We start from the raw sequence: 23480 nt of genomic DNA, 5'->3' as shown, positions 1-23480 counted from the left end.
AAGTCTGTAGCGGCTCCTGGTACCGGGGACCTGAGACGTCCGGCCACGAGCCTCGCCGCCGCGGAGTACCGCCGGCGTACATGAATGGTCCCGGCGCCCTGCCTGAGGCCCGGGTGCCGGGACCATTCGCTGTCCGGCGCCTGTGCGCCGGAGAGACGTCAGAGGGCGCTGTTGTTGCAGCCCTGGGTCGAGCCCTGGTCGGTGGCCTGGGCGCCCGGGTTGCCTTCGCCGTTGAGGGCGCTGCCCAGGACACCGTCGAGCAGGCCGACTTCGCCGAGCAGGTCCAGGTTCATGTCGTGCGACCTGCAGCTGCTGCTCTGCTTGATGTTGAACTTGTCGCCGTGGTCGCCGCCCTTGCCGCCGTAGCCGCCGTCCGCGTGGGCGGTGCCGCCCACGAGTCCGATGCTGCCGATTGCAGCGATCAGGACGGCAGCGTTGCGAAGCTTGCGCATGTCATCTCCGTGAGGTGAGTGGGTGCGATCTGTAGCAGATCGGCTTTTTACAGTTACGAGAGGTTAGTAGGAAATACCCCAAAACGGACATCGACGCGCCGACTTGTGATCACATAGACGAAGCATCCGAAAGCTGTGCCGCGGCGAGCGGCCCACCGGGCGCGAACCCCCAAGGTCCGCGCCGAGCGCCGACGCTGGGCCGTCCGGTAGCGCTACTGCACGAGCACCACCGCACGAGCGCCACTGTCACGAGCGCTGCTGCGCGCTGGCGAACGAGTTCGACTGGCTGCTGGCCTGGGTGCAGTCGACGCCGCGGGTCTGGGAGGCGGCAAGCAGGGCGACCGGGACATTCGCGTCGAGCAGGCTCTGCGGGCTGCACTCCTGGTACGGACGGAACAGGTTGGCCTGGTTCGGCGAAGCGCTCTGTGCCCCCTGCGCCCCCTGCGCCGCCTGACCCGTCTGCGGTGTCTGCGGCGTCTGAGAAGAGATCTGCGGGCTGATCTGCGGGTTCAGCTGCGGGTTGATCTGCGGGGCAACCTGGGTGGCCCGCTGCGGTGCCGCCTGCTGCGGTACCGCCTGCTGCGGTGCCGCCTGCTGGGGAGCCGGCGAGCCATAGGTCTGCGTGGCCGCCTGAGCGGAGGTTGCCGAGACAGCCTGAGCGTCCTGCTGTGCAACGGGGGGCGGCACGGCGCCGTTGTTGGCGTAGGGGACGGCGGCGCTGGGGCCGGCACCGACGCCGGACAGGCCGCCGGCTGCTGCGACGATGAGCGCGACCTTGTGGAGCTTGCGCATGAAAACCTCGGTCCTTCAATTGACCTGTGCACGGAACCTGTTGAGATGCCGATGAAGCAGCGCAGCCATTGCCGTTCCTGCTGCCCTGTGCGGCTGCGATGGCCCATCGTTCTCGCCCCGTGGGGAACGAGACGAGAACGGACTTGATACGGGTGCCGGTGGTCTGGTCACCCATTTGACGCAAGGGCGCGGGGCCCCAACACCCGTGTCGAAGGCGGCAAATGGGTGAAGGGTCGTGAGTGCCGTGACCACGTCGCCGGAATCCTCGTTCCTCTACGGAGAGGGCAGCGACTGTGGGGCCGTTACGAGGTGGACGATTCCGCTCTCGGCTCCGAAGCGAAGGCCGTGTGCTCCTCGAGATGACCGTTGCCGACGGTGCGGTGCGTATATCGCATTGACGGAAAGCGTGACCGCACTTGATGCAACGGGTTCCCAGTTCAGGTATTGAAGGGCCGAGGGTTTCATGCGCAAGCTTCACAAGGCCGCGCTCATCGTCGCAGCGGCCGGCGGTCTGACCGGCATCGGCGCCGGCAGCAGCTACGCCGACTCTGCCGTCCCACCAAGCACTGCCCCACCGGCATCAGTTCCGGATCAGCAGGCCGCACCGGCGCCCGCTCCGGCACCTGCGTACCAGCAGGCCGCACCAGCTCCAGCCCCGGCGCCCGCGTACCAGCAGGCCGCACCGGCGCCCGCTCCGGCACCTGCGTACCAGCAGGCCGCACCGGCGCCCGCTCCGGCGCCCGCGTACCAGCAGGGCGGATACGCCTCCGCCACGGCGTCGTCGCAGGGAATGGCCCAGTCCTTCACCTCGCCGAGCCCGCAACAGGCCGCCCCTCCGCAGCTGATGCAGGCCGCCCCCGCCCAGCCGGCACAGGGCGCGCCGCAGGTCATGCCGCAGGTGATGCCGCAGGTCGCCCCGCAGCTGGCAGTACCCCAGGCGTTCGCCCCAGAGCCCCCGGCGCAGGTCACCCCGCAGGTGAACCCGCAGGTGAACCCTCAGGTGAACCCGCTCATCAACCCGACGCTCGCGCCCACGGCCGTACCGGCGCTGTCTCCGGTCGGCCTCGGTCAGCTTGCGGCGCCCCCCGTCGGACAACTGGGGCTTCCCCGACTCGGCTGACGGCCTGCCCGGAAGAAATCCGCAGCTCCGACACGACGTGTTGCGGATCCCACCCATTGCAACAACGGAGAATCCATGCGCAAGTTCCACAAGGTTGTCATCGTGAGCGCCCTCCTGGGCGGTGTCGGCTCCTTGGGCGCCAGCACCGCCTTCGCACACGGTGAGCGGGGCCATGACCTGGACATCACGCAGGGTACCGAGTGCCGCTCCCACGACATGAACATCAACGTGCTCGGCAGCGTCGGTGCCATCAACGGTCTGGCGGGCAACCTGCTGAACGGCGAAGGCAGCCCGGGCGCACAGCCGAACCACCTCGGTTCCGACATGGGCTGCAACAACCAGGCACTCTGATCGACCCCGAAGTCGATCGACCCCGAACCGGCCATTTCGTCGAGGCGGTCTCACCGTATTCACGCGCGGAGACCGCCTCGACGCGCGTGGTCTTCGAATCGGGCGGCCTGACACGCCCTTCCGCGTCCGAGACCGCATTGCCTTCCTGTCTCACTCAGGAAGAGCCGCACACAGCGGGTGGACATCGCCGGTATTTGGCACAGGCTCTGCGCCGAAACCTTTCAGCAGAGTGCTTTGTACCTGCGCGGCTGCTACGCCACGCATTTGGCCGGGGCCACTCAACAGAAGCCGTCACGGGTCCCAGGAGGACATGCCATGACCTCCTGGGACCCGGACCGAAGGGAACGCGCTCTTTCAACGACACTGCGTCCGAAAAGTCATGCGCCGGTCGGCTGAGCTTCTCCCGGCACCACGGCGAACGTGAACGGCCCCACGGGACGAGCCTGGTGGGGCCGTTCGGCGTTCGGTTCAGTGGGTGCGGCCCGGACGGAAGCGGCGGTACAGGGTCGCGCCCGTGAGCAGGAACGCGCCGGCGACGGCGGCGGCAGGGGCCGTGAGGTCCGTTCCCGTGTGGGCCAGCGTGGACGTCGCCGCACGAGGGGTGTGCGGACGGGGCTGAGGCCGAGCCGGGGACTTCGGGGCAGCCCGGTGCTTCGGGGTAGTGGTGTGAGGGTGGTTGACCGACTGATTGCCGATCGCCGGGTTGCCCACGCCGACCACGTTGACGCTGTTCCCGGAAACGTTCGCCGGCAGGTCGACGGGGAGCTCGACACCGTTGCCCGAGAGCAGCCCGGGCGAGTCCGCGACTCGTCCGTGGGCCGAGGCCCCGCCTGACGTGTCCGATCCGCTGCGGCTCTTCCCACCGCCGGCCTTCGCCGAGCCGCCGTTCGCGCACACGTTGCCCGCGGCCGGATTGAGCAGCCCCACGACGTCCACCGTGTTGCCGCAGACGTTCACCGGCACGGACACCGGAACCTGGATGCTGTTGCCGGAGAGAACCCCGGGCGAGCCGGTTGCCGTACTGTCGGCGTCGGCCCCGTCGGCCGCGAAGGCGGCGGTCGCGGGGATCGCTACGACCATCGCGCCAGAGGCGACGGCGATCACACGGTTTCGGGTAGCCCGTTTCATAGGTCACTGCCTTCCTGACATCCTGGCGGGTGCTCACCCGCATCTCTTAAAACGCTCGTAAAGCAGCAGAGTTATGGCATTCCGGCTTCCAGTTGCCGCGTGGCCGAGCGAATCCCTGTGACCAGGGCCTGAAAGCGAGGCCCTAGGACTCCGGGGCGGTCTCGGAGCGGGTGCGCTCGTACTCGGCGGGGTCCAGGATTTCCCAGACCGCCTGGCCGATGGCGAGGACGCCGCGGGCCGGCAGGGTCGCGGCACCGATACGCACGCAGTCCGGCAGATGGGCGGGGCGGCCGAGGTCGGCGCCTTCGAGCACGGCTCGCGAGCTTTCGACGAAGTAGATCCGCTGCGGCATGAGCATTCCGGTGTGGCCGCTCGGCATGACCCCGGAGAAGCGCATGTCGCCCATTCCGAGCGCCCGGGCCAGTCGCTGCCGTGCCCGAAGCCAGAGAGGGCTGCGCCAGGTGGAGAGCGGCAGCGCCGCGCTGACACTGTTCAGAAGGTCCAGAAGGCGGGTCGAGGTGGCGGTCAGGGTCCAGTCCAGTGAGGGGCTGTCCATCGTCACCCGCAGGGAGGCCGGTCCCGTCCAGGTGACCTGTATGCGCGCGTGTCCCGTGCGGTCGCACGCGCTGCCGTAGTACCTGGGGCACGCGGTGTCCAGCCGTGTCCCGTCGACGTCGATCGACCAGTCGCCGTCCGGACCGCGATGCCACAGCGTGCGGTACGGACCGAAGTCGTTCTCCGGGAAGACGCGCAGCGCGAGCACGTGACCGGAGTCGAAGGGCAACCCGAACACGCCCCAGCCCCTGACGTACTCGTGTCCGGGCCAGGGGGCTCGGCCGCGTACCGCCGGGAGGTCCGACAACCTGGCGGACAAATCGAGCATCTCGATCACCCCGGTGCGTCGTCCGTGTGCTTCGACGCTCCCGATACCAGCGTAGGGGTCACCCGAGCTGTCAGGCCGCTGACAGCCTCGTCAGGTGGTGCCAGCGGCCTGACGGCGTCCTGCCAGCGGGACGCGGCACCGTCTTCCTCATCGAGAGCGTGACGAACGAAGAGATGGGGAGGGCACAGATGTCGTACGCCATCCGGGCCGAGGGTCTGGTCAAACGCTACGGGGACATGGTCGCGCTGGACGGCGTCGACCTGGAGGTGCCGGCCGGCAAGGTGATCGGCGTGCTCGGGCCGAACGGGGCGGGCAAGACCACCACCGTACGGATCCTGTCGACGCTGCTGCGGCCGGACGGCGGACGGGCCACGGTCGGCGGCCACGACGTGGTGCGCGACCCGCTGCGGGTGCGCCGGCTCATCGGTCTCACCGGGCAGTACGCGTCGGTCGACGAGGACCTGTCCGGCACGGAGAACCTGGTCCTGCTGGGCCGGCTGCTGGATCTGCCGAAGCGGGCGGCGAAGGCGCGGGCCGCGGAGCTCCTGGAGCAGTTCTCGCTCACCGAGGCGGCGAACCGGCCGATCAGCACCTTCTCCGGCGGGATGCGCCGCCGCCTCGACCTGGCGGCGAGCCTGGTCGGCCGGCCGCAGGTGCTCTACCTGGACGAACCGACCACCGGCCTCGACCCGCACGCCCGCGGCGAGGTGTGGGACGTGGTGCGGCGGCTGGTCGACGACGGCTCCACGGTGCTGCTCACCACGCAGTACCTGGAGGAGGCGGACCAGCTCGCCGACAGCATCACGGTGTTCGACCGCGGCCGGGTCGTCGCCGAGGGCCGTCCCGGTGACCTGAAGCGCCGGGTCGGCGGTCAGATCCTCCAGGTCCGTCCGTCGCTGTCGCACGACGTGCCCCGGGTGGCCGCGATGCTGACCGAGCTCACCGGCACCGAGCCCGCCCAGGACGGCACGAACGGGCTGCTGACCGTGCCCGCCGACGACCCGCTGCTGGTGTCCGCGCTGGCCCGTCGCCTGGCCGCGGACGGCATCGGCGCCGACGAGATGGGGCTGCGCCTGCCCAGCCTCGACGAGGTGTTCCTGGCCCTGACCGGACGCCCGACCACCGACGACAAGCAGAACGACGACAAGCAGAACGACGACACCTACGCCGAGAGGACCGCGGCATGAGCGCCCAGACCTTCACCCCCGGCCACGACGCCCATCACGCCGCCGCCCCCTCGCGCGTCGGTGCGGCCCGGACCCTGCGGCACAGCTTCGCCCTCGCCGGGCGGGGCGCCACCAAGTTCATGAAGTCCCCGTTGCAGCTCACCGACGTGGTGCTGACACCGGTCATTTCCCTGCTGATGTTCGTCTACCTCTTCGGCGGCGCCATTTCCGGCGGCCATGACCACGCGTACCTGCAGATGGTCACGCCAGGGGTCATGGTGATGACGGTCTTCCAGGCGAGCATCGGCATCGGCGTCTCGCTCAACGCCGATGCGAGCACCGGAATGTTCGACCGGTTCCGGTCCATGCCGATCGCCCGCTCCGGACCGCTCGTCGGCGCCGTCCTCGCCGACTTCGTGCGCTACGCGGTCTGCCTCGGCACCCTGCTGATCCTCGCCCTGATCATGGGCTACCGGATCGGGACCGACCCGCTGTCCACGCTCGCCGCGCTGGTCCTGCTCATCGGTTTCGCGCTGAGCTTCTCCTGGCTGTCGGTGTACATCGGCATGCTGGCCAAGACTCCCGGGTCCGTGCATGGTCTGATGACGGTCGTGGTGCTGCCGCTGACCTTCGCCAGCAACGTGTTCGTGCCGGACCGGACCATGCCGGGCTGGCTGAAGGCCTGGTCGGACGTCAACCCGGTCAGCCTGATGGCGGACACCGTGCGCGGCCTGCTCAACGGCGGCGCGATCGCGCACCCGCTGCTCGGCAGCCTCGGCTGGATGGCCGGCATGGTCGCCGTCTTCTTCCCGCTGGCGATGCGCGCCTACCGCAAGAATGCCGGGTGATCCACAACTGCCCTACGAATTCCGGCACTTGGATGCTACGAGCGCACCGGCCGGCCGACTTGTCCGGCCAGCCGGTGCAGCGCGTCCGTCCGTGCCGGCGCGGCGCCCTCGTCGAACGCCGCGCGGTACTCGTGCTCGCCGAGCCGCCCCGTCAGCCGCTCGACGAGTTCGCGCAGCTCGGGCTCCCCCGCGTCGAACGCGCCCCGCATCACCTGGCTCATCCCGAGCGAACGCGCCGCACCGGCCGGGTCGCCCTCCAGCGCGAGCAGTCCGCCGAGCAGCTCCGCGACCCAGGCGAGGCCCGCTCCCGCGCCCTGGGCCAGCAGCCCGCCGGCCGCCTCGGGCAGCAGGGCCCGCGCCCCGGCGGCGTCGCCCGCTGCCAGCCGGTTCTCCATCCGCGTGCTGACGATCAGGTCCCGGGCCAGTTGCTCGGGGATGGACCGGCTGTGGACGAACGACTCCAGTTCGTCGAGGACCCGGTCGGCGCCCGCCAGATCGCCTTCCCTGCGGTGCAGATTGGCCATGCCCGCCACGATGTTGGCCTCCAGCCGGCGGTGGCCCCGCTCCCTGGCCTGGCTCTGGGCCCACTCCAGGTCGCGCCGCGCGCCGGCCAGGTCGCCGCTGCGCCGCCGCTCGCGGGCCAGGCGGACCCGTCCGAGGTCCAGGTAGTCGTCGGTACCGAGCTCCGAGCTGAGCGCGACCACCCGTTCGTAGGTGGCGATGGCCTGGGCGTACTCGCCGCGCAGCGAGTGGTCGCGGCCGACGGGCAGCAGGCTCATCACCAGGCCCCAGCGGTCGCCCACCTCCTCGAAGCCGCGCAGCGCCGCAAGCCGGGATGCCTCGCCGGTGCGCAGATCACCCTGCTCGGTGAGGGCGAAGTCGTACGCGAGGTGGGCGCTGGCCCGCACCCAGGGGTCGGGCGACCGGAGCGAGCGCGCGAGGCGGTCCTCGGGTGACTCCGACTCGTCGTCCGATACGGCCAGTTGGGAGATGCGAAGGAAGAGTCCGGCCGTGTGGAACTCGCGGGCGCCCGCCGAGTCCACGTCCGCGATCGGCCGGCGAGCCCGGTGCGGCGCGTCGTCCAGGGTGCGCAACTCGGCCAGTGCCGACTCCAGCTGGGAACTCATGCCGCGCACCCCCCAGTACCAGGACAGCGCTCCGACGAACCGGGCGGCCAGGTCCGCGTTCCCGGCGTCCGCAACATCCATGGCTGTTCTCAGCGCGTGCATCAGGTTGGGGTGCTCGGCGTCGAACACCGCGATCGCTTCGAGTTGCCGGCCGGTGCGCAGCCCGGGCTCGTGTTCCTGGGCCAGGGCGAGGAAGTACCGCGCGAACGGGCCGGTGAGGTCGTCACCGGAGGCGTCGAGGCGGGTAGCGGCGTAGGCGCGTACGGTCTCCAGCATCCGGTAGCGCGGCTCGCCGTCACCCGTGTCGGAGGAGTCGACCAGTGACTTCTCGATGAGCGCGTCGAGGACGTAGAGGACGTCGTCGGCGGGGAGTGCAGCGTCCGTGCAGACCGCTTCGAGGGCGGCGAGCGTCGCTCCACCGGGGAACGCGGACAGGCGGCGGGCGAGGATCCGTTCGGGCTCGTCGAGCAGGTCCCAGCTCCACTCGACGACCGCGAGCAGGGTGCGCTGCCGCGGCAGGGCGGTGCGGCTGCCCGAGGTCAGCAGCCGGAACCGGTCGTCGAGGCGGCGGGCGATCTGGGCGACGCCCATCGAGCGCAGCTTGGCGGCGGCCAGCTCCAGGGCGAGCGGCAGCCCGTCGAGCCGCCGGCAGATCTCGACCACGGCGCCGACCGTGGCGTGATCGAGCGTGAAGCCCGGCCGGACGCTCTCGGCCCGGTCGACGAACAGCCGCACCGCCGCCGACCGTGCCGCCTCGGCGGGCTCCGGATCGCCGGTGGGCACGTCGAGCGGGCCGAGATGGCACAGCGCCTCGCCGTCGATGGCGAGAGGTTCTCTGCTGCTGGCGAGGATTCGCAACTGTGGGAGCCGCTGGAGCAGTTGTCCGGCGAGTTCGGCGGCGGCATCGACGATGTGCTCGCAGTTGTCGAGGACGAGGACGGCGTCGCCGATGTCGAGGAGCTCCGCCATCCGGTCGACCGGTGCGGTGCCCTGGGTGCGCCCGGCCTCGTAGAGGCCACCGTCCGTGGAGCCGACCGCGCCGAGCACGGCGTCGGCCAACTGGCCGGGGGCCCCGACCCCGGCGAGCGGCACGAACCAGACGCGGCCGCGCTCCTGGGCCCGGTCCCGGCCGACGGCTTCCAGGGACAGCCGGGTCTTGCCCGCGCCGCCCGGGCCGACGATGGTGACCAGGCGGGACGCGGCCATCAGCGCGGCCAGCCGGGTAAGTTCGCGCTCGCGGCCGACGAAGCTGGTCAGGCGGGCCGGCAGCCGGTTCGCCACAGTCTGCGGCCGTGCCGCCACCGGGCGCGCCAACTCGCCGCGCAACAGGGCGAGATGGACCTCCCTGAGACCGGCGGACGGATCGACGCCCAGCTCGTCGGCGAGCCGCTCGCGGATCTCCTCGTACGCCGCGAGCGCGTCCGACTGGCGGCCGGCCGCCCACAGGGCACGCATCCGCAGCTCGGCCAGGCGCTCGCTCAGCGGGTTGGCTGCTGCCGCCGTGCCCAGGTCGGCGAGGACCTCCGCGTGCCGGCCGAGCCGCAGCTCGGCCTCGAAGAGGTCCTGGGCCGCCGCGGTCCGCAGATCGTCGAGGCGGGCGACGACGGCGGCGGCGAAGGGCGCCTCCCGTACGTCGGCGAGGGCCTCGCCCTGCCACAGCCCCAACGCCTCGCGCAGCACGACCGTCGCCTCGTCGTAGCGGCCCTCCGCGCACCGCTTGCGGCCGTCGGCGGCAAGCTCCTCGAACCGGGCGGCATCCACCTCCATCGCCCCGTCGGCGATGAGCCGGTAACCCCCGGCGGCGGACTCCACGCGGGCTGCGCCGCCCAGCGCCCTGCGCAGCCGGGACACCAGGGACTGCAGCGCGTTGCCCGCGTCGGCCGGCGGGTCCTCGCCCCACAGGCCCTCGACCAGCGTGTCGACGGACACCGGGCGTCCGGCCTCCAGGGCGAGCCGGGCACACAGCATCCGCAGCCGGGTCCCCGATACGGCGGCCTGCGGCGCACCGTCCGTACCGTCCGCGTGTCCCCGCACCTGGACGGGGCCCAGCAGAACTATGCGCACGGCGCTTCCCCCATGATCAGCCGACGACCCGACACAGCATCCAGCACAGGCCGTGCCCGGTAAAGGCCGGAGGGAAGACGGCGCCCTCGGGAGCGGTGACCCCGGTGGGCGGGGACTCCGCGCCCTCACCCCTCGGCGAGGCCGAGTTGGCGCAGCATGCCGAGTTCGTCGCTGCTGCCCCAGCGCTCGACGAGCTTGCCGTCACCGTCGAAGCGGCTGATCTGCATGCCCCGGTAGCTCACCTGCCTGCCGGTCGCCGGGTGGCCCATCAGAGGCCCCAGGTGCGTGCCGGTGATGGTGTAGGCGAAGGCCAACTCGTCGTCGGCGGCCACCAGATGCTCCACCGCGAGCCGCAGGTCCGGAAAGGCCGTTCGCATCTCGCCGAACATGGCCTTGTACCCCTCGGGCCCCGGCGCCTGTCCGGGCGCGGGGTCGTGGTCGATCGAGCCGGCCGCGACGATCTCTTCGAGGGCGTCGAGGTTCCCGGCGACGACGGCCTCTCCGAAAGCGGTCTGTGCGGCGATGATTGCTTGCTGAGACATGGGCACCCCTCGGTGGCGTGTCGACCACCGGCCCGTCCGCCGGCTGCGGAACCCACGCACCTACGACCTCTTCCGACCGTACATCCGCCCCACGCACCCGGCATGTCTGTGCCCGCCGTCGCGGCCGTCTCGGCGCCTCGTCCAGGAGCCGAGCTTCTCGGGGTTCAGTACGGCCCAGATGTGGCTGATCCGGTCGTGCGTGACGTCGAACGCCATCACGGAGACGGTGACGCCGTCCCGTTGGGCCACCAGGCCCGGCCGGCCGTTGACGGTGCGTTCCACGAGCGTCGGGGAGGGTGCCGTGACGGGTCGGCTTGCGAAGAAGAGGGCGACCTGCTCGGCGCCCCGGACCGGGTGGAGCGCGGCCGTGACGAGTCCGCCGCCGTCTCCGGTCGCCGTGGCGCCGGGGGCCGGCAGGCCGACGAGGGCGTCGATGTCCTGGGCCTCCCAGGCCTGTTTGAAGGCTCTTACGATGCGGGCCTGCCGCACCGGCGGTGCTTCTGCCACGGAAGGCTGTGACGCGCGAACGCGGCGCCGGGCCGAGGTGGCGAGTTGGCGGCAGGCCGCCGGGGTGCGGCCGACGATCCGGGCGATGTCGGTGAAGGGGTGGCGGAAGACGTCGTGCAGCACGAACGCGACGCGTTCGGCCGGGGTCATCGACTCGAGCACGACGAGGAAGGCCATGTGGACCGACTCGTCGAGGGTGACCCGGTCGGCCGGATCGGCGATCGTGCCGCCCGTGCGGCCGCTGATCCACTCCGTGCGGTCGGGCAGCGGCTCCGGGATCCACTGGCCCACGTAGCGCTCGCGCCGGGCCCGTGCCGAGCCGAGCAGATCGAGGCAGACGCGGCCGGCGACCGTGGTCAGCCAGGTTCCGGGAGAGACGATCGCGTCCTGCTCCTCGGGCGGCATGGCGTACCAGCGGGCGTAGGTCTCCTGTACGACGTCCTCGGCATCGGCCAGGGAGCCCAGCAGCCGGTACGCCAGGTTGGTCAGCCGGCACCGCTCGCTCGTGATCGCGCTCAGGTGCGGATCGGACGGGTTGGTCATGGTGTCACCGGCCCCCTCGGACGTTTCGCCTCACTCCCTACGACGAGACGTCCCACCGATGTGTGAGGGCGGCACGGCGCCTCACATCCCGCAGGGCTGTCACGTCGTACCGATCAGAACCGCTCAGGAAGGGGAACATCGTGGAATCCGTGCACGTCGGAGGCGGTCGGCGCCAGGCCGGAGTGGGCCGGTCACCTGGCGGACACCGCCGATGTCGCCGAGGCCGGACACGGCGACCTGGAGTGGGCCGACGCGGTGCTGTTCGGCACGCCCACCCGCTTCGGCAACCCCGCGAGCCAGCTCAGGGCGTTCCTCGACACCACCGGGCCGCTCTGGTTCCAGGGCAGGCTCGCGGACAAGGTGTACTCGGCCTTCACCGCCTCCAACACCGCCCACGGCGGGCAGGAGTCCACGCTCCTGGCGCTGGCGAACACCTTCTGCCACTGGGGCGGGATCATCGTGCCGCCCGGGTACACCGATCCCGTTCAGTTCCGGTCCGGCAATCCCTACGGCACCTCCCACGTGGCCGGCGACGGACCGGTGGGCGAGGTGGCCCTCCAGGCGGGCCCGGTACCAGGCCCGCCGCGTAGTCGACATCACGGCCCGTCTCAAGGCCGGCCGCGCCGACCGGGCCGTTTCCTGAACACCGGGTCAGGGGCCCGATCCGCGTCGCGGGTCGGGCCCCCGAGTGCTCAGCGTTCTCCCCTTCGCCTGCTGCGTACCAGCCAGGTGGCTCCGCCGATGGCCAGGGCGATCGGCCACTCCAGGGCTCCCGCCACGGCGAGGGCTCCCAGGCCGCCGTAGAAGACCATGTCCCGGCCCGGCACCTTGTTCAGGCCGGCGGGCAGGTTCTCCACGGTGGGGTACGGGATCGGGACCGAGGGGTGGAACGTGCGGGTGCGCAGGTGGACGCCGCCGTCAGGGTGGCCCTTGCCGGACTGTTCCTGCCGGGCCCGCGCACTCCCCGTGGGCATTCGCGCGCTGCGGGACCTGTACTGCCCCCGCTGGGCCCGCACCCGCTCCGTGGGCTCCAGCGTGGTCAGAGCGGCTTCGGAGTATCTCTTCTGGGCCCGTACCCGCTCGGTGGGCTCGAGCACGGTCTGAGCTGCCGTAGTCATCCCGTCTCCTCCTCTCCTCTGAGTCGGTATGGGTTCCCTCCTCCATCGTCGCGCGCCTCGGTGCGGCCCTCACAGCGGGAGACCATCGGAAGTCGGATCAGCGGCACTTGTGCGGATGGCACGCGTGTCCGGTGGTCGGGGTGCCGGGAGTGGGGGCCGTCTTCCTGCCGGTGCCGCCGCCCCGCTTGGCGGGCGGTGCGGAGTGGGTGGGAGAGGGGGAGGGGGAGGAAGACGGTGCTCCGGGCTCGTCGGTGCCGTGGCCGAGGGGAGCGGGTGCCGGGAAGGGGGCGTCGGGGAGGCCGGCCAGGGCGCCGCGCATGTACTGCGTCCAGATCTCGGTGGGGATGTCGCCGCCGAACACCTTCCGCAGGCCGCCGACGCCGGCCAGGGACTCCAGCTGCGGGTGTTTCGGGTCTTCCCGGAACAGGACCACGGAGGTGGCGAGCTGAGGCGTGTAGCCGACGAACCAGGCCGAGCGGTAGTCGTCGGTGGTTCCGGTCTTGCCCGCCGCCGTCCTGGCGAGGGCCTGGGCCTTGGTACCGGTGCCCCGGGCTACGACGCCCCGGAGTACGTCGGTCACGTTGTCGGCCACCGCGGCCGGCACCGCCCGCACCGGGGCGGGGGCGCGGAAGCCGGGCAGTGCCGAGCCGTCGTGGGTCACCTTGGTCACCGAGTAGGGGGTCGCCCGCATACCGGAAGCGGCGAAGGTGCCGTAGGCGCCGGCCATGCGGATGGCGCTGGGTGTGGAGGTGCCGATGTAGAAGCCGGCGCTGGGGGCGGCGAGGCTGGTCGGGCGCAGGCCGAGGGACTGGGCCGTGTTCGCCACGTTCTCGTAGCCGACGTCCTCTCCCAGCTGCACGTACGGCGTGTTGACCGACTGCTCCATCGCCTTGCGCAGCGTGATGTAGCCCCAGCGGGTGGGGGTGTCGTTGTGCTGGTGGAGGAGGCCGGTGGGGTCCTTGGGGTCGGCGACGTAGTCCCCCTGCTGGGTCTTGATCCGGATGCCGTCGTCGCCGTTGAACCTGCCGGCCGGGGTGATCGGCTGCGCGGGAGTTCCGGGCCGCAGCACTGCTCCGTGCTGGAGGGCGGCGGCAAGGACGATCGGTTTGAAGGTCGATCCCACCGGAACGCCGGAGGTGTCGGCGTTGTCCGAGTAGTGCTCGTGGTCGTAGCCCGGGCCGCCGTAGACGGCCAGGATCCTGCCGGTGAGCGGGTCCACCGAGGCGGCTCCGACCTGGACGTCCCGGTCGACCGACCGGTGTGCGGGGTCGAGGCGTTCCTCGCGCACCCTCGCGACGGCCCGGGCGAGTTCGGCCGTCTTCTTCCTGTCGAAGGTGGTGCGGACCTCGTAACCGCCCCGGCTCAGGCTGCTGTCGGTGACGGCCGGGTCGTGCGCCTGGACGTACGACCTGGCCAGTTGGACCAGGTATCCGGTCTGGCCCGGCAGTGCCGCGCCGGGAGCCCACTTCCTGGGCGTCGGGAAGCCGGCGGCCGCGTACCGGGCGCGCTGTCGCGGTGTCAGCCTGCCGGTCTGCACCATGCGGTCGAGCACCCAGGACCAGCGTGCCCGCGCCTTCGCCCTGGCGGTGGGGTCGGAGTCCGCGTACTGGAAGAGGCTCGGCTCGTTGACCGCTGCCGCGAGGAAGGCGCCCTGGCTCACATCGAGCCGCTGCACCGGGAGGCCGTAGTACACGCGGGCCGCGGCCTGGACGCCGTTGGCCTGGCGGCCGAAGTAACAGGTGTTGAGGTATCCCTGGAGGATCTGCCGCTTGGTCATGACCGCGCCGATCTTGGAGGAGATCAGCAGTTCCTTGAACTTGCGCGAGAACGTCTGCGACTGGTCGAGGTAGGTGTTCTTGACGAACTGCTGGGTGATCGTCGATCCCGACTGGACGGAGCCGCCCCCGGCCATGTGGACGACGGCGCGGGCGATGCCCTGCGGGTCGATGCCCGGGTCGGTGTAGAAGGACGCGTTCTCCGCGGCGATGAAGTCCCACTGCACGCCCACGGGCACCCGGGCGAGGGTGACGTTCTGCCGGTTGACGCTGCCGTCGGTCGCCAGGACCGTGCCGTCGGACCAGTAGTAGACGTTGTTCTGCAACTGCGTCGAAGGATTGGGGTCGGGGATCGTGACCGTGGCGTAGGCATAGCCGACGGCAGCCGCCGTGGCGCCGAGGCCCAGCAGGAGGAACGCCAGCAGTTGACGCACCGAAGGCAGCCAGCGCAGCGGACCCGTCCTGCCCCGGCGCGGGTAGTCGATCCAGCGTTTCTTCTGCGGAGCCCTTCCCCGGGCACGGCTGCCTGCGGTCGAGCGCTGCGGTGGTCGGCGACGGTGTCCGCCCATGGTCTCGGATCACTGTCCTCTCAGTACCACTGTGTCGTTTCTTGCTGCGCGGGCTGCCGGGAGCCGTCGTCGGGTGCGCGCTGCGGAAGGCCGTCGTACGGCGCCGGCCGGGCGAAACCCTCGTAGGGCGCCGGCCGCGGAAGGCCGGCCCGGTGCGGGGTGGCATCGGCGCGGGGTGCCTCCACCGGGGCGCGCAGGCTGCCGTACCGCTCCATGCGTTGCCACCGCAGCCGTGAGCCGGTCACGGCGGTGAAGACGGACTGGATCACCACCAGGTACATCAGCTGGCGGTAGACGAACTGCTGCAGCGGCAGGCTCCACAGCGGGCCCGGCCGTTCTCCGTCCAGGCGGAACGCGTACAGCCCCATCGCGAGCTGCAGCGCCAGGAAGGCGCACCACAGCCCGATGATCCGGACCGGGTCGAGGAAGACCAGCCCGTACAGGGCGAAGACGTCGACGACGGGGGCCAGCAGGGGCAGCAGCACCTGGAAGAGCAGGAGGTAGATCAGTCCTCTGCGGCCCAGTTTCCCGGCGGCGCCGCGCTGCACCAGCGCGCCGCGGTGCTTCCACATCGCCTGCAGGGTGCCGTAGCACCAGCGGTACCGCTGCCGCCACAGGGCGCCGAGTGACGCGGGCGCCTCGGTCCAGGCGACCGCGCCCTCCTCGTACACCACACGCCAGCCGTCGCGGCACAGCGCCATGGTCAGATCGGTGTCCTCGGCGAGGGTCACGTCGCTGACGCCGCCGAGATCCAGCAGTGCGCGGCGACGGAACGCGCCGACCGCTCCGGGGACGGTCGGCATGCACTCGGCCAGGTCGAACAGGCGGCGGTCGAGGTTGAAGCCGACCACGTACTCGATGTGCTGCCAGCGGCCGAGCAGGCCGCCGCGGTTCACGACCTTGGCGTTGCCCGAGACGGCGCCCACGCGGGGGTCGGCGAAGGGCTGCACGATCGTGCGGACGGTGCCGGGTTCGAAGACCGTGTCGCCGTCGACCATGACCACCAGGTCGAAGGCGGCGACCGCGAGTCCGGTGTTGAGGGCGGCGGGCTTGCCGGCGTTCCGCTGCCTGATCACCCGCACCCCGGGCAGGTGGAGCGACTCCACCAGGTCGGCGGTGCCGTCGGTGGAACCGTCGTCCACCACGATGATCTCCACCGGATGGTCCGACGCGAGCAGCGAGCGGACGGCCGCCTCGATCCCGGCACTCTCGTTGTAGGCGGGAACGATGACGCTGACCGGCTCGGTCACCGGCGGTCCCCAGGACCGGTCCCCGCGTGCCGTCCGCAGGCGCCGGTGCCGCCGGGCGGCGATCAGCACGACCAGCGCGCGCAGCACGCCGATCCCCCCGGCCGCGTACATGAGCAGTCCCAGCAACCACACGGCCGTGTCGCCGCCCCGCAGCACGTTGATGAGGGCCAGGCCCTGCAGATGGTCGCCGAGCCCGGCGGGCTGGACGGGTGCGCCCATGCCCACGGCGTCGGAGACCGTCGCGAACCTGAAGCCCCGTGCCTTGAGCCGAGGCACCAGGGCACTCAGCGCGGCGACGGTCTGGGCGCGGTCACCGCCGGCGTCGTGCAGGAGCACGATCTGCCCTGCGCGGCCGTGGGGTGTCGCGTTCGCGAGGACGCGGTCGGTGCCGGGGCGCTGCCAGTCCTCCGCGTCCCGCGTGGACAGCACCGTGACGTAGCCCGCCGCGTCGGCCTGCTCGAGCACCGACCAGTCGGCGTTGTCCAGCGCGTCGTTCCCCGAGGAGTACGGCGGTCTCAGCAGGGCGGTGGTGACGCCCGCGGCGCCGGCCACCGCGAGTTGCGTCTCGCGCAGTTCCAGGGAGCGCTGCCACGGGGCGAGGCGGGCCAGGTCGGGATGGGTGAAGGTGTGGATGCCGATCTGGTGGCCTTCGGCGACGATCCGGCGGACCAGCTCCGGGTGGGCGGCGACCTGCGTGCCCACGACGAAGAAGGTCGCGTGCACGTGGTTGCGGCGCAGCACGTCCAGGATCCGTGGCGTCCAGACGGGGTCGGGTCCGTCGTCGAAGGTCAGCGCGATGGTGCGGGCCCTCACCCGGGCCGTGTGCGCGGAGGTGGCGGCGTTCGCGATCACGGGGCCGCCGTGGATCACCTGGCCGGGCACCTTGTCGGCGCGGCCTCGGGTGCCGGGCACGTCGTCCTGGGTGATGCCGAACATGTGGTGGGTGTAGCCCTGCAGCAGCAGGGCCGCCGACAGGGTCACCGTGAGCACGCTCAGCAGCAGCCAGTGGGTTCGCGGGGTGATCTGCCGGACACGGCCGCGGCGGCGGGGAGGGGCGGGGTGGTGGCGGTTGGTCACGTCGGGAGGCCTTGGATCACTTCACGGGCTTGTGGGACGAGCCGACCGCTCGGCCCCTGGAGGTGGGATGGGCGGTGGCGGCGTGGGTCGAGGCCGGTGAGGTGATGCCGGTGGGCGTCGCGGTGGGCACGGGTGCGGCCGTGGAGCCGGCGGAGGCCGTGGGCCGGTCCGAGGGGCCGGAGGTCTTCCGCTCCGCCGCGGGGTGAGGGGTCTTCCGGGCCTCGGCCGGGCTCGTGCTCTCCGCGGAGCGGCCGGTGCCGGCACCGGGTCCGGAGTCGGGCGCGGTCGCCCGGTGCGGAGCCGGATGCGTGGTGTCCGGCTGCGGCACGAACGGGGCGCTGAGGGTGGGGCCGCCCAGTACGGCGCTGAGCAGCAGGGCGACGTACCCGCCGGCGGGTATCACGAGCAACCGGGCGGCGCGCAGCACGCGGCGCTGGCGTCGCCCCGAGGAGTCCACGAAAACGGGCCGCCCGGACTCGTCCCCGGGCGGGTCCGGCACTGCTCCGGGGTGATCGAACGGGCCGGGTTCCGGGAGCGGGGCGATGCCGGGTTCCGGGAGCGGGACGGTGAGGACGTCGCCATGGACGATGCCCCACGGGGGCGTGGCGTTGGGGGTGGCGGCGGGGGTGGTGCCGGCATGCCCGTACTCGTGGGCATGCGCGTATCCGGCGTGGCCGTACGGATCGTCGCCGTACGCCCAGCCGTTTTCGTCCGTCCACTGCACGAGTCGTCCCCTGTCCTGGCCGACCGACAAGGTCGTCCGCATGGAAAGAGCGAACTCGGCCGGAAGTGTTACACCTCGGCGGCATGGCACGGGACGGGTCCACCGGAAAGGGACGAGTCGGGCAGGGGGTGTGTCACCGCGCCGACGGCTCGCCGAGGGGCGGTGCACCGCGGTCCTGCTCCGGCAGCCACTTCACCACCGCCTCCCCGTGCTCGGCCGTGTGCGCGTAGAACGCCGACAGTTCCCGGTGCGCCGCCGCGAAGACCCCCCGTGTCCGGGCCTCCGCCGTCGCGCCGCCGTGGCGCGGCAGCAGTTCGGCGCGGGCGAAGAGCCACAGCGCCGCGAAGTCGGCCGTCGTCAGGAACGCGGACACCTGATGCACCTGGGCCGCCGTCAGGACCAGGAAGGGCGGCTTGTGCCGGTCGGGGTGGAACACCGGCCGGCCGCCGAGAACCACCTGGGACCGGGGCCCGGCCTCCGTGCGATGCGGGGGAGCGCCCGTGTACAGGAACGCCTGGTCCAGGCACCACCGGTCCGGGACCTCCGCACGGTGCCGGCCGGCCCGGAGGCGCAGGGCCCGCCCGTCGTCATGGAACAGCCGTTCCAACCAGGTCACGCTGTTGCGCAGTGCCGGGGGCGGCACCGCTCGCAGATGCAAGTACGTGCTCATCGCAGAAGGAGCGCGGAGCGGCGCCGAAGCATTACCCCGGCCACCCCGGTCCCTCTCCGCGCCGGCCACGGGGGGAGTCACGGCCGGAGCGGAGAGGGGGCTCGGGAGCGGGCGGCGGGGCAGGACCTCGTCGGCCTGTCCGGCGGCCCGGTACTCCCCCAGCGTTCGGCCGACGCGAAACATCACGCGGTACCGGGGCCCGTGCAGACGTCACGCTCCGGCGAACGCCCCCGCCGAGACGTGCAGGACGCCTGGGGCGTTGTGACATTTCTGTGAGGACGGGCGCTGGGATACGTGGGGGGCCGTCGACGCGACCGGTGTGCGTCGGGCGGCACGGACCCGCTATCGACCCGGTGCGAACGAGGACAGTTTTGGGCCAGGCACGACGACCCCGGCGCGTTCAGGCGTGCGACGGGGAGCTGGGCGCGGCGGTCGCGCGGGCCCAGGAGGGCGACGAGGCCGCTTTCGCCGTCGCCTACCGGATCGTGCAGCCGGGCCTGCTCGGCTATCTGCGCGGAATCGTCGGCGAGGACGCGGAGGACGTGGCCTCGGACGCCTGGCTGGAGATCGCCCGTGACCTCGGGCGGTTCAAGGGGGACGGTGCCGGTTTCCGCGGCTGGACGGCGACCATCGCCCGGCACCGGGCGCTGGACCATCTGCGCCGCCGGCGGACTCGCCCCCGGTCAGCGACGCTCGAACAGGACGTCCTGGAACTGCCCGGTCCGCACAGCACCTGCGAACAGGCCCTGGAGTCCCTCTCCACCGAGCGGGCCCTGGAACTGGTCCGCGGGCTGCCCCCGGACCAGGCCGAGGCCGTGCTGCTCCGGGTCGTCGTCGGTCTGGACGGTCCGGCCGCCGCACGCGTCCTCCGCAAACGCCCGGGCGCGGTGCGCACCGCCGCTCATCGGGGCCTGAAGAGCCTCGCCCTGCGGCTGGGCATCGACGACGGGACGGACGCGGGTGTGACGGATGAGCCTTCCCGAACGCTGGGGAGGTCGAAGTGAACGGCGGTGGTGGCAGTGAGCCGGTGGGCCGGCGGCGCGGCCCGCTGCGGCGCATGGATCGAACAGGCCGGACAGGGCAGACAGGCCAGATAGCTCGGACAGGTCGGACAGGAACGGAAGCGGACATGGATGAGCGACTGAGCGACGGCGGAGCCGCGGGCCGTCGGCGCGCGCATCCTGGCGGCGCCGTGTCCGGCCCCGCGGACGTACGGGTCGCCGCCGAGCTGGAGGGCGTGCTGGCCGCCGTCATCCGCGCGGGCGATCTCGACGGCGAGGCCGAGCGGCGGGCCGTGGCCGCCTTCCGGACCGCCCGCGACACGGGCGCGCACCGGGCGCGCACCCGGCGCCGGGACGACTGGCGGCTGCCGACGGAGCGGCGTGCCCCCGGGCGCCCGGTGACCACGACGTTCGGCGTGGTGTTCGCCGGCCTCACCCTGGGGGGCGTCGCGGTCGCGGCCATCGGTTCGGCCGGTTCGTCGGCGGACGGTCCCGCTGCTGGGCGGCCCACCGCGCATCCGCCGGCGAGCGGCCCGCAGCGGCCCGGCGGCGAGACCGCCTCGGCGTCCGCCGGCGGGCTCGGACCGGCACACGGCCGGGGCGCCGCCAAGGACATCGCGGCCCACTGCCGCGCCTACGAGCAGGTCGAGGACCGCGGCAAGGCACTCGACGCGACGGCCTGGAAGCGGCTCGTCGCGGCCGCCGGCGGCACGGACAAGGTCGCCGCGTACTGCTCCGAGCAGCGGGCGCGGGCCACGGCCACCCCGAGCAGGCCGGGCAACGCCGGCAAACCCGCCCAGGGCGCCGCGAGCACGGGCGGCGGCAACGGCACGACCGGGAGCAGCGGCGGCTCCTCCAAGGGCGGTTCCGGCAACACCGCCGGTGGCACGGACAACGCGGGCGGAAGCGGCGGGACCGGCGGCGACAAGGGCGGCGGGAGCAAGCACAGGTAGCGCCCACCGGCCGGCCGTTCGCCGTCCGGACCCGCGCCGCACCAGGGCGGTACCCGGTCGGGGCAGGTGACCCGCATGGCGTGGGGAGCCCCGCTCACGTCCACCCGGGCCACGGTCCCCGGCCCGGGACGCCCCCGTCGGGTCCCCATGTACGTCCGCGTTCGGACCCACGCCACCCCCACCCACACCACGCCCCCCGCAGGCGGCCCCTGCCCGGGGCGCCCCCTCAGGCGTCCACGTACGTCGCGAGGTGCTCCCCCGTGAGGGTGGAGCGCGCGGCGACCAGGTCGGCGGGGGTGCCCTCGAAGACGATGCGGCCGCCGTCGTGGCCGGCGCCGGGGCCCAGGTCGATGATCCAGTCGGCGTGTGCCATGACCGCCTGGTGGTGCTCGACGACGATGACCGACTTGCCGGAGTCGACGAGCCGGTCGAGCAGGCCGAGCAGTTGCTCGACGTCGGCGAGGTGGAGGCCGGCGGTCGGCTCGTCCAGGACGTAGACCCCGCCCTTGTCGGCCATGTGCGTGGCCAGCTTGAGGCGCTGCCGCTCGCCGCCGGACAGGGTGGTGAGCGGCTGCCCGATGGTGAGGTAGCCGAGCCCGACGTCGACCAGCCGCCGCAGGATCCGGTGGGCCGCCGGGGTGTGCGCCTCGCCGGCGCCGAAGAACTCGTCGGCCTCGGTCACCGACATCGCGAGCACCTCGCTGATGTCACGGCCGCCGAGGTGGTGGTCGAGGACCGATGCCTCGAACCGCTTGCCCTCGCACTCCTCGCAGGTCGTGGCGACACCGGCCATCATCGCCAGGTCGGTGTAGACGACACCGGCGCCGTTGCAGGTCGGGCAGGCGCCCTCGGAGTTGGCGCTGAACAGTGCCGGCTTCACGCCGTTGGCCTTGGCGAACGCCTTGCGGATCGGGTCGAGCAGTCCGGTGTACGTCGCCGGGTTGCTGCGCCGGGAGCCGCGGATCGCGGTCTGGTCGATCGACACCACGCCCGCGCCGGCGGGGATCGAACCGTGCACGAGCGAGCTCTTGCCGGATCCGGCGACGCCGGTGACGACGGTCAGCACGCCGAGCGGGACGTCGACGTCGACCGCGCGCAGGTTGTGCGTCGTCGCGCCGCGGATCTCCAGGGTGCCGGTGGGCTTGCGCACCGACTCCTTGAGGGCCGCACGGTCGTCGAAGTGGCGGCCGGTGAGGGTGCCGCCCGTGCGCAGCCCCTCGACGGTGCCCTCGAAGCAGACGGTGCCGCCCGCCGTACCGGCGCCGGGGCCGAGGTCGACGACGTGGTCGGCGATCGCGATGACCTCCGGCTTGTGCTCCACGACGAGCACCGTGTTGCCCTTGTCCCGCAGCCGCAGCAGCAGGTCGTTCATCCGCTGGATGTCATGCGGGTGCAGGCCCGTGGTGGGCTCGTCGAAGACGTAGGTGACGTCGGTGAGCGAGGAGCCGAGGTGGCGGATCATCTTGGTGCGCTGTGCCTCGCCGCCCGAGAGCGTGCCCGCCGGCCGGTCGAGCGAGAGGTAGCCGAGGCCGATCTCCACGAACGAGTCGAGGGTCTCCCCCAGCGCCGTCAGCAGCGGTGCCACCGACGGCTCGTCGAGGCCGCGCACCCAGGCGGCCAGGTCGCTGATCTGCATCGCGCAGGCGTCCGCGATGCTGATCCCCTGGATCTTCGAGGACCGGGCCCCTTCGTTGAGCCGGGTGCCGTCGCAGTCGGGGCAGGTGGTGAAGGTGACCGCACGGTCCACGAACTCCCTGATGTGCGGCTGCATCCCCTCCCGGTCCTTGGCGAGCATCGATTTCTGGATCCGCGGGATCAGTCCCTCGTAGGTCATGTTGATGCCCGCGATCTTCATCCTGGTCGGCTCGCGGTGGAGGAAGTCGTGCAGTTCCTTCTTGGTGTACGCGCGGATCGGCTTGTCCGGGTCGAAGAAGCCCGACTCGATGTAGAGCCGGGAGTTCCAGCCGCCCCCCTTGTAGCCGGGGACGGTGATCGCGCCCTCGGCGAGCGACCTGGAGTCGTCGTAGAGCTGGGTGAGGTCGAGGTCGGTGACCGAGCCCCGGCCTTCGCAGCGCGGGCACATGCCGCCGGTGATGCTGAAGCTGCGGCGCTCCTTCACGGTCTGTCCCGCGCGCTGCACGGTGACCGCGCCGGCTCCGCTGATCGAGGCGACGTTGAAGGAGAACGCCTTGGGCGAGCCGATGTGCGGCTTGCCGAGCCGGCTGAAGAGGATCCGCAGCATCGCGCTGACGTCGGTGGCGGTGCCGACCGTGGAGCGGGGGTCGGCGCCCATCCGCTGCTGGTCGACGGTGATCACGGTGGTCAGCCCGTCGAGGACGTCGACCTCGGGCCGCGCCAGGGTCGGCATGAAGCCCTGCACGAAGGCGCTGTACGTCTCGTTGATCAGCCGCTGCGACTCCGCTGCGATCGTGTTGAACACGAGCGAGCTCTTGCCCGAGCCGGAGACGCCGGTGAACACCGTCAGGCGGCGCTTGGGGATCTCGACGCTGACGTCCTTGAGGTTGTTCTCGCGCGCGCCGTGCACCCGGATCAGATCGTGGCTGTCGGCAGCGTGCGGCGCGGGCGCCTGCGTGTCGGTGCTCGTGGCCATTCTCATCCCGTCCCCATCTGTGAGGGCCGCTTCCGCGGCCTCCATCGGCGTCGCGCGGCTCACGCTAGCCCCCCGCCCGGAGACAATGCTTCTCGATTCCTGATCGATCGGGCCGGGCCCGGCCGGACCGGCCTCGCGGAGGTCGATGTCGTACGAGCTTTGGGGCGCCCGGGAGCGGGGGCGAGCGGCGTCACGGCCGCGCGAGCCGG

The 23480-nt window shown here is 72.0% G+C and carries 19 protein-coding genes and 1 pseudogene; 7 read left to right on the top strand and 13 right to left on the bottom strand.

The features are described from left to right. Positions 1-158: 158 nt before the first annotated feature. Positions 159-452 (bottom strand): hypothetical protein, encoded by a 294-nt coding sequence (locus AC07CM_RS29780; RefSeq protein WP_478879536.1) that lies wholly within the window; start codon positions 450-452, stop codon positions 159-161. 246 nt (positions 453-698) lie between these two features. Beyond that, entirely contained in the window at positions 699-1244 is a 546-nt protein-coding gene (locus tag AC07CM_RS29775; RefSeq protein WP_478879535.1) for a hypothetical protein, read from the bottom strand. A gap of 463 nt (positions 1245-1707) precedes the next feature. Here AC07CM_RS29775 and AC07CM_RS29770 point away from each other — a divergent pair, with 463 nt between their 5' ends. Both AC07CM_RS29770 and AC07CM_RS29765 read left to right on the top strand, forming a co-directional pair. Then, a complete protein-coding gene (locus AC07CM_RS29770; RefSeq protein WP_478879534.1) occupies positions 1708-2364 on the top strand; it encodes a hypothetical protein in 657 nt (218 codons plus the stop codon). Between the two features lie 75 nt (positions 2365-2439). Then, positions 2440-2715, top strand: a complete 276-nt coding sequence (locus AC07CM_RS29765; RefSeq protein ID WP_478879533.1) for a hypothetical protein — start codon at positions 2440-2442, stop codon at positions 2713-2715. Positions 2716-3183: 468 nt separating this feature from the next. On the opposite strand, the gene AC07CM_RS29760 is transcribed toward AC07CM_RS29765, so the two are convergent. Further along, entirely contained in the window at positions 3184-3795 is a 612-nt protein-coding gene (locus AC07CM_RS29760) for a chaplin (protein ID WP_478879532.1), read from the bottom strand. Positions 3796-3985: 190 nt separating this feature from the next. Beyond that, positions 3986-4726 carry a hypothetical protein gene (locus AC07CM_RS29755; protein WP_478879531.1) on the bottom strand — a complete coding sequence of 247 codons (741 nt, stop codon included), beginning with the start codon at positions 4724-4726 and terminating at the stop codon, positions 3986-3988. A gap of 188 nt (positions 4727-4914) precedes the next feature. Between AC07CM_RS29755 and AC07CM_RS29750 the strand changes: the two genes are divergently transcribed. Both AC07CM_RS29750 and AC07CM_RS29745 read left to right on the top strand, forming a co-directional pair. Further along, positions 4915-5913, top strand: coding sequence for an ATP-binding cassette domain-containing protein (locus tag AC07CM_RS29750; RefSeq protein ID WP_478879530.1), 999 nt, complete (start codon positions 4915-4917; stop codon positions 5911-5913). Then, entirely contained in the window at positions 5910-6740 is an 831-nt protein-coding gene (locus AC07CM_RS29745; protein ID WP_478879529.1) for an ABC transporter permease, read from the top strand. Before AC07CM_RS29750 ends, AC07CM_RS29745 begins: the two co-directional genes overlap by 4 nt. A gap of 35 nt (positions 6741-6775) precedes the next feature. On the opposite strand, the gene AC07CM_RS29740 is transcribed toward AC07CM_RS29745, so the two are convergent. From AC07CM_RS29740 to sigJ, 3 genes are all read right to left on the bottom strand, one after another. Then, positions 6776-9931, bottom strand: a complete 3156-nt coding sequence (locus tag AC07CM_RS29740) for an AfsR/SARP family transcriptional regulator (protein WP_478879528.1) — start codon at positions 9929-9931, stop codon at positions 6776-6778. A 125-nt stretch (positions 9932-10056) separates the two neighbouring features. Then, positions 10057-10473 carry an ester cyclase gene (locus tag AC07CM_RS29735; RefSeq protein WP_478879527.1) on the bottom strand — a complete coding sequence of 139 codons (417 nt, stop codon included), beginning with the start codon at positions 10471-10473 and terminating at the stop codon, positions 10057-10059. A gap of 60 nt (positions 10474-10533) precedes the next feature. Next, entirely contained in the window at positions 10534-11523 is a 990-nt protein-coding gene (gene sigJ / locus AC07CM_RS29730; protein WP_478879526.1) for an RNA polymerase sigma factor SigJ, read from the bottom strand. A 162-nt stretch (positions 11524-11685) separates the two neighbouring features. Between sigJ and AC07CM_RS29725 the strand changes: the two are divergent. Then, positions 11686-12166: pseudogene (locus tag AC07CM_RS29725) on the top strand (NAD(P)H-dependent oxidoreductase); the annotation flags it as partial. Positions 12167-12215: 49 nt separating this feature from the next. On the opposite strand, the gene AC07CM_RS29720 reads toward AC07CM_RS29725, so the two are convergent. From AC07CM_RS29720 to AC07CM_RS29700, 5 genes are all read right to left on the bottom strand, one after another. Beyond that, positions 12216-12641 carry a hypothetical protein gene (locus AC07CM_RS29720; RefSeq protein WP_478879525.1) on the bottom strand — a complete coding sequence of 142 codons (426 nt, stop codon included), beginning with the start codon at positions 12639-12641 and terminating at the stop codon, positions 12216-12218. Between the two features lie 97 nt (positions 12642-12738). Beyond that, positions 12739-14985, bottom strand: a complete 2247-nt coding sequence (locus AC07CM_RS29715) for a transglycosylase domain-containing protein (RefSeq protein ID WP_478879524.1) — start codon at positions 14983-14985, stop codon at positions 12739-12741. 20 nt (positions 14986-15005) lie between these two features. Then, positions 15006-17312 carry a bifunctional polysaccharide deacetylase/glycosyltransferase family 2 protein gene (locus AC07CM_RS29710; RefSeq protein ID WP_478879523.1) on the bottom strand — a complete coding sequence of 769 codons (2307 nt, stop codon included), beginning with the start codon at positions 17310-17312 and terminating at the stop codon, positions 15006-15008. Between the two features lie 16 nt (positions 17313-17328). Further along, positions 17329-18078 carry a hypothetical protein gene (locus tag AC07CM_RS29705; RefSeq protein WP_478879522.1) on the bottom strand — a complete coding sequence of 250 codons (750 nt, stop codon included), beginning with the start codon at positions 18076-18078 and terminating at the stop codon, positions 17329-17331. Positions 18079-18169: 91 nt separating this feature from the next. Then, positions 18170-18706 carry a DUF1877 family protein gene (locus AC07CM_RS29700; protein ID WP_478879521.1) on the bottom strand — a complete coding sequence of 179 codons (537 nt, stop codon included), beginning with the start codon at positions 18704-18706 and terminating at the stop codon, positions 18170-18172. A 371-nt stretch (positions 18707-19077) separates the two neighbouring features. Between AC07CM_RS29700 and AC07CM_RS29695 the strand changes: the two genes are divergently transcribed. Beyond that, positions 19078-19710: an RNA polymerase sigma factor gene (locus AC07CM_RS29695; RefSeq protein ID WP_478879520.1), complete on the top strand. Its 633-nt coding sequence runs from the start codon at positions 19078-19080 to the stop codon at positions 19708-19710. A gap of 125 nt (positions 19711-19835) precedes the next feature. Beyond that, positions 19836-20660: a hypothetical protein gene (locus tag AC07CM_RS29690; protein WP_478879519.1), complete on the top strand. Its 825-nt coding sequence runs from the start codon at positions 19836-19838 to the stop codon at positions 20658-20660. Between the two features lie 226 nt (positions 20661-20886). Here AC07CM_RS29690 and AC07CM_RS29685 read toward each other — a convergent pair whose 3' ends face one another. Then, on the bottom strand, positions 20887-23277 hold the full coding sequence (locus AC07CM_RS29685; protein WP_478879518.1) for an ATP-binding cassette domain-containing protein: 2391 nt from the start codon (positions 23275-23277) through the stop codon (positions 20887-20889). Positions 23278-23480 lie beyond the last annotated feature (203 nt).

The sequence above is a fragment of the Streptomyces sp. NPDC044061 genome (assembly GCF_056434305.1).
Note: the sequence above shows the minus strand (reverse complement) of the source record. Positions and strands in the feature narration are given on the sequence as shown.

Coding starts and splice junctions, on each gene's coding strand:
- AC07CM_RS29705 (WP_478879522.1), bottom strand. CDS start 18,078: ATGCGGACGACCTTGTCGGTCGGCCAGGACAGGGGACGACTCGTGCAG.
- AC07CM_RS29750 (WP_478879530.1), top strand. CDS start 4,915: ATGTCGTACGCCATCCGGGCCGAGGGTCTGGTCAAACGCTACGGGGAC.
- AC07CM_RS29770 (WP_478879534.1), top strand. CDS start 1,708: ATGCGCAAGCTTCACAAGGCCGCGCTCATCGTCGCAGCGGCCGGCGGT.
- AC07CM_RS29685 (WP_478879518.1), bottom strand. CDS start 23,277: ATGAGAATGGCCACGAGCACCGACACGCAGGCGCCCGCGCCGCACGCT.
- AC07CM_RS29735 (WP_478879527.1), bottom strand. CDS start 10,473: ATGTCTCAGCAAGCAATCATCGCCGCACAGACCGCTTTCGGAGAGGCC.
- AC07CM_RS29715 (WP_478879524.1), bottom strand. CDS start 14,985: ATGGGCGGACACCGTCGCCGACCACCGCAGCGCTCGACCGCAGGCAGC.
- sigJ (WP_478879526.1), bottom strand. CDS start 11,523: ATGACCAACCCGTCCGATCCGCACCTGAGCGCGATCACGAGCGAGCGG.
- AC07CM_RS29690 (WP_478879519.1), top strand. CDS start 19,836: ATGGATGAGCGACTGAGCGACGGCGGAGCCGCGGGCCGTCGGCGCGCG.
- AC07CM_RS29760 (WP_478879532.1), bottom strand. CDS start 3,795: ATGGTCGTAGCGATCCCCGCGACCGCCGCCTTCGCGGCCGACGGGGCC.
- AC07CM_RS29720 (WP_478879525.1), bottom strand. CDS start 12,641: ATGACTACGGCAGCTCAGACCGTGCTCGAGCCCACCGAGCGGGTACGG.
- AC07CM_RS29745 (WP_478879529.1), top strand. CDS start 5,910: ATGAGCGCCCAGACCTTCACCCCCGGCCACGACGCCCATCACGCCGCC.
- AC07CM_RS29765 (WP_478879533.1), top strand. CDS start 2,440: ATGCGCAAGTTCCACAAGGTTGTCATCGTGAGCGCCCTCCTGGGCGGT.
- AC07CM_RS29700 (WP_478879521.1), bottom strand. CDS start 18,706: ATGAGCACGTACTTGCATCTGCGAGCGGTGCCGCCCCCGGCACTGCGC.
- AC07CM_RS29775 (WP_478879535.1), bottom strand. CDS start 1,244: ATGCGCAAGCTCCACAAGGTCGCGCTCATCGTCGCAGCAGCCGGCGGC.
- AC07CM_RS29780 (WP_478879536.1), bottom strand. CDS start 452: ATGCGCAAGCTTCGCAACGCTGCCGTCCTGATCGCTGCAATCGGCAGC.
- AC07CM_RS29755 (WP_478879531.1), bottom strand. CDS start 4,726: ATGCTCGATTTGTCCGCCAGGTTGTCGGACCTCCCGGCGGTACGCGGC.